This window comes from Paracoccus sp. PAMC 22219 (assembly GCF_000787695.1).
GTDB lineage: Bacteria > Pseudomonadota > Alphaproteobacteria > Rhodobacterales > Rhodobacteraceae > Paracoccus.
In genome coordinates this window covers 1-4,830 of record NZ_BBPH01000149.1, presented here as the reverse complement: position 1 = coordinate 4,830, position 4,830 = coordinate 1, and the positions used below count along the sequence as shown (strand labels likewise).

Sequence of the window (4,830 nt, the reverse complement as noted above, 5' to 3'; positions counted from 1 at the left end):
TAATCACGTGGGATGTGACAACTAATATTACAGGTGTTCCGGCAAAAAGAAAATGCTCGCATCGTCGCAAAAGCATCGCAGTCCGGATCGGAAAGCGGCCTGATCAGCCCTCTTGCCTGGGGGTCCGTGCGACGACCCGGCTTTAGATCAAGAACAGCATCGTTGCCGCGAAGGCCTCCCCGGCTCCGACGAGATGAGACAGACCATAAGCATGGCCGGACGCGATCCATCCGGTAACGACGTTCGAAAACGTCGCGCCAATCTCCTGTACTGTCCCGACTGCAGCACAGCATTATTTCGGGTCGGATGCGCATGGTGATCGGGCTTCAGGCAAGCGTTCTAAGATTCTTCTGTCGAGGCACCTTAATCGAACGCGACCGTCGGGAAAAACGCCGATGCAGGGCTCTAATGAACTTCTAATTTGAACACGTCCATCGCGCCTCACTTATTGGAACAAAGAGCGACAAGCCGCACCATCTCAATTCGCCCGACCCTTGAGGAACCGATGACACAGCTGAATCTGGACGATACGCTGAGCCATGCCCAAACCATGTGGCGCCCTGTCACACGTGCCCCCAGAGTGGTGCTGCAGGGCCAGGGTCAAACCAACACTGTGCCGAAAGAGAGAGGCGTAGGTGCTGTCGCCCGCTGACCGCGCGATCTGCGACCGCGATCCGGCGCTGGCGGGCCTTCCGCTGCTGCTGGACGCGGATGCGCTGGCGGCCGTGTTGGGATGCGGCACGCTGGTGCCCATCTGCGCTATAAACCCGGTGTCAGTTGTACGGCGGCCTATCTGAGCGCGGACGGGCAGGCCGTGGCAGCCTATGCCTACGACCCCGACCGCTATGCCGAGGAGAGCGGCCGGTCCCGGTGGCGTGGCGAACCGTCCGTCGTGATGCTGCCCCGACACGGGGTGATCGTGATCCCGGCGCGCCTGGACCGCCATCTGCGGGCGTGAAGCGGTTCCTGGACCCGACAAAGCGCCAGAAGACCCTGCAACGCGTCGTCGGCGTGGTGCCGGATCTGGCCGCGGCCGATCTGGTCCTGCTGCGCTACAAGCCCGGTCGCCGGATGGTCGCGCGACTGGACCTGCAAGGCCAGCCCTGCGGCGTGCTGAAGATCATGGCGGGGCCCGGGTTCGACGGCGCGCTGATCGGCGCAACGGCCGCGATGGCCGATGGTCAGGCGCCCTGCTTGGTGCGGATGCCGCCTTGGGCGCGATGCTGACGGCGTGGATCCCCGGCCGCCCGGTCTGCCCCGAGATGACCGGCCATGCGCCCGACCGTACCACCGTCGCACGGATCGGAACCGTGCTGGCCGCCCTGCATGCCAATCCCTTCCGGCCCACGACCGAATGGACCCCACAGGCGGATGCCGAGGCAGTTCTGACCGCCGCCGACGACCTGATGCCGTTGGATGCGGACCTGGCCACACGCGCGCAGGCCTTGGCCACCCCGTTGGCGGCATGTCTGGCTGGAACGGCGTTCGACCCGGTCCTGGTCCATGGCGATTTCAGCGCCGATCAGGTGGTGATGGGCGATGGAGGGCCGGTGATCCTTGATTGGGACAATGCCGGACTGGGCGATCCGGCGCGGGACCTGGGCAGCTTTCTGGCGCGGATGGACGCGCAGGTGATCGACGGGCTGCTGACGCAGGATCAGGCCGATGATCGGGGCGCAGCCTTGCTGCAAGGCTATGGCACCATCCCGACCTCTATGGCGCTGCACCACGCCCGCGCGCTGATGCTGCTGCTGACCGAGGGGTTCCGGAACCGCCATCCCGACTGGCCCGCCCGGACCCAAAGCCTGATGGACCGCGTCGAGCAGGTGCTGCGCGGCGCGCCGCCCCTTGATCCGCAGATGCCGCAGCTGGATGCGGCGCTAGACCCTGTGCGCTCCTAGGCAAGATCAGCCCAGAAGTGCGGACCGGCGAAGGCCCGCTCTGCATGACGCACTGTGCCGGGCAGGGATCGGCGGACGGACCAGCAGCACCGGCATGCCCCATGCGAAGGGTAAGAGCGATGCGATGATCGATGGCTGCAGGATCAGGCACCGCGGCGGGCTCTGAAACCATCCATGGCTCGCTGCATGCTTTCACTCACGTAAACGCTCCTACCAGCAGCTCTTGCCTCCTTGATCCGATCCCCGATCAGTTGTGCCTCGTGCGATGGGGAGTGATGACCGGCATCTTTCACTTTTGAAAGCGCAGCTGCGTCAGACGTGATCTGATCGTTATACCCGGCGACATATCGCGTGGAGAAAAAGGTAAACCCGACAAAAGCCAGGCTCTTAAATGGAGCATCAAGGAAAAAATCAGCGCAGACCATTCCCGTACTAGGAGCGTAGCCGCCCAGTCTTTTCGACAACACACCATAGTGTTCGTACGGCACTATTTTTACTTTCGCGGAATTTCCGAACTTCTCCTCGGCCTGCAGGGTATCCAGAAAAGCACTTTTCTTAAGGGTCCTATGGACAATCCATTTTACGCCGGCATGATTGATATCATCAAGGGTAACCGGTTGACTACCGCTGCCGAAGCTGTGGAAAAGCACGTCGCATCGCAGTGAATCTTCATTCCACAAATCGAGGGATGTGTGGATGCCATTTTTCATTCTGACAACAATGTCAATTATCGAATAGTCGATGCTTTTCAAATCATCGAATACAGTATTGGCCGGACCTACAACAAGTATACGTTTGCCACGAAATTTTTCCGGCGATATCGTGTATTGATCCTTGAGCCGTTTATACAACGATTTATAGACCACAGAACGCAGCAGCCGGGGGGAATATTTGGCAAGGGCATGCCTATATGGAGAGATCATGTTTGAGTGTAGACTCCCTGCTGCAGGTGGACTGAAGAGTGCTGGGCTCGCTTTACCACGACCACCCTTGCCAAATCGTCTCTCGCTTCGGCTGCTCTCCCGATGACCCCGTTGTCGCAAGCAAGGACGCATCGCATCTCGTGTTTACTGACTAAGGTCTCGGCGTGGCCGGACGTAAAGATTTTGAATGCGATTTCACGGTAGGGGTCGATCCATCGCATCTTTTTCGGCGAACCACAGGTCAGCATGCTCGCATCCCCTGTATTCTTCAAAATAGGGGCCCCCTTCGGTATAGTGGATAAGATGCGTATCCTTAAGGGGCGTGTCGCTGTAATCGACGAGGTGGTTCCAGCCTTGCGGCAACGCCCCTATCCGACTGTCATCCGCTAGCCACTTGAAGCGGTGCAGCTCGAGGCCGGAGGCGGTGTTTACGTAATCTGGAGTAAGGGCCGTGCAACGGGCGTTATTGAACAGCACCATGCTGGACCAGTTCTTCTTTTCATAGGTCGTCTGCGTTGCGCCACGGAACTTTGTCTGCTCTTGGGGGACATGGTTGTGCTGGACGCACATCACGTCATAATTGTCATCGCGCAACGCCCAAAGCTTGGCGATGTCATCAATGCAAAGCATATCGCAGTCCATGAAGATGGACCATCCGGAATAGCCGCTCAGCCACGGCACAAGAAAACGAGAAAACGAGAACTCCGTCGATTGGAGGGAGTTTCTTTCACGGGTAAAGACGCCCTCCAGACCGCCGAGCACGATCGGCGTAATACTCAACGGCTGAGTGGCCCGCGATAGAAGGCTATGAGACAGGGCATGGTAGGCAATAGGCTCGTGGCTGTCATAACCGATGAAGATACGGATTAGATCTGCAGTCTTGGCTTCGGGCACGACAATCATCACTTCTTGCAAGAATTTGAGGGCAGCTTGATCGTGGCCGGATCAGGAATTTTATCGTTGCGAGGAGCGAGATAGCGCTCCGTGACCAAGACGGTCGATGTATCACTAGACCCGGTGCGACCAAGCTATTCATGCAGTCATATGACATATTCCGGCCTGCCGTGGAAGATCGCCCGGAGTTCTGACGGACATCGCGCGTTGCTATGCAATTGTGTCTATCAGCCGGGCTAAGGCCGCCATGTGTGGCCGACAAGCTGGTCCAACAGGACCTTCCCTGCATCGATGCGAATACAAGGCCGTACTTCAGCGATTTCCTGGATCATGTCCGTCATCTGCAGGCAATAGCGAATGGACTGCATCAGATCCTGACCTCAGTTTTCAAGTTCAGCAACCTGCTGGAGCAGCAACGCACCGGCATTATTGCCCGCCAACTGGCGGCGTGGTTCTGTCGCAAATTGTGCGTCGAGACGCAGGATTTGCGACAGAACCTGGCTAAGTAGTTATATTGCATGTTTTATTCTAGATGGTAATAAGAAGGTGCAACGCACAACTCCCAAACTAACCTCCGTTTGACTTTTATGGTGATGGCGATCCTTGCCTTATCTGCGGGTGATTTGAACGCCGACCTGATCTGCACCAATTTCGATGCTGATTAATTTAGAACGGATATAAAGCTAGATTGGTTACCCTTCCTTAGATAAGATAGTAGGTGCTTCAATGGACAGCTTTGACTACATCATTATTGGAGCGGGGTCTGCCGGCTGCGTCTTGGCAAATAGACTTTCTGAACGCCGAGATGTCACAGTTCTCATTCTGGAGGCGGGCGGTAAGAATCGCCACCCATTTATATCCATGCCCCGAGGTTTTTCAAAGATGCTTAAGAAGTCAGGATACTTCTGGCAATACAGTATGACAGATCCTGAAAATTCCACTGCGGAGCCCGTCCATTACGGGCGCGGGATGGGAGGGTCCAGCGCAGTCAATGGAATGTGGTATATGAGAGGGATGCCGTCAGACTTTGAAGCTTGGCAGGAAGCCGGCAGCCTTGAATGGGGCTGGATGGATATGGAGCGTACTTACAAAGGAATCGAAAGTTATAGAGA

Annotated in this window: 8 protein-coding genes; 6 read left to right on the top strand and 2 right to left on the bottom strand. The window is 57.2% G+C overall.

Going from position 1 to position 4,830, the window contains the following annotated elements:
- The first annotated feature begins 635 nt into the window (after positions 1 to 635).
- Genes TY51_RS22150 through TY51_RS15755 form a run of 4 tightly spaced genes read left to right on the top strand, consistent with a single transcriptional unit; the run spans position 636 to position 1,901 of the window.
- Positions 636 to 797 carry a hypothetical protein gene (locus TY51_RS22150; RefSeq protein ID WP_156118073.1) on the top strand — a complete coding sequence of 54 codons (162 nt, stop codon included), beginning with the start codon at positions 636 to 638 and terminating at the stop codon, positions 795 to 797.
- Between the two features lie 17 nt (positions 798 to 814).
- The gene (locus TY51_RS22145) at positions 815 to 958 is read left to right on the top strand and encodes a hypothetical protein (RefSeq protein ID WP_156118072.1); all 144 of its coding nucleotides are present in this window, start codon (positions 815 to 817) and stop codon (positions 956 to 958) included.
- A complete protein-coding gene (locus TY51_RS22825) occupies positions 955 to 1,227 on the top strand; it encodes a hypothetical protein (protein ID WP_042251185.1) in 273 nt (90 codons plus the stop codon). The genes TY51_RS22145 and TY51_RS22825 overlap by 4 nt, the downstream gene beginning before the upstream one ends.
- Positions 1,221 to 1,901, top strand: coding sequence for a phosphotransferase family protein (locus TY51_RS15755; protein ID WP_231559092.1), 681 nt, complete (start codon positions 1,221 to 1,223; stop codon positions 1,899 to 1,901). Before TY51_RS22825 ends, TY51_RS15755 begins: the two co-directional genes overlap by 7 nt.
- Positions 1,902 to 2,044: 143 nt before the next feature.
- Here the strand turns inward: TY51_RS15755 and TY51_RS22140 are convergent, their stop codons facing one another.
- Together TY51_RS22140 and TY51_RS15745 are read right to left on the bottom strand one after the other, a co-directional pair.
- A complete protein-coding gene (locus TY51_RS22140) occupies positions 2,045 to 2,824 on the bottom strand; it encodes a hypothetical protein (protein ID WP_197054799.1) in 780 nt (259 codons plus the stop codon).
- 195 nt (positions 2,825 to 3,019) lie between these two features.
- Positions 3,020 to 3,727: a glycosyl transferase gene (locus TY51_RS15745; RefSeq protein WP_042251180.1), complete on the bottom strand. Its 708-nt coding sequence runs from the start codon at positions 3,725 to 3,727 to the stop codon at positions 3,020 to 3,022.
- Between the two features lie 242 nt (positions 3,728 to 3,969).
- Here TY51_RS15745 and TY51_RS15740 point away from each other — a divergent pair, with 242 nt between their 5' ends.
- Together TY51_RS15740 and TY51_RS21275 are read left to right on the top strand one after the other, a co-directional pair.
- Positions 3,970 to 4,227, top strand: a complete 258-nt coding sequence (locus tag TY51_RS15740) for a hypothetical protein (protein ID WP_042251177.1) — start codon at positions 3,970 to 3,972, stop codon at positions 4,225 to 4,227.
- 217 nt (positions 4,228 to 4,444) lie between these two features.
- The coding region (locus TY51_RS21275) for a GMC family oxidoreductase N-terminal domain-containing protein (protein ID WP_197054798.1) at positions 4,445 to 4,830 on the top strand (386 nt) is incomplete at its 3' end.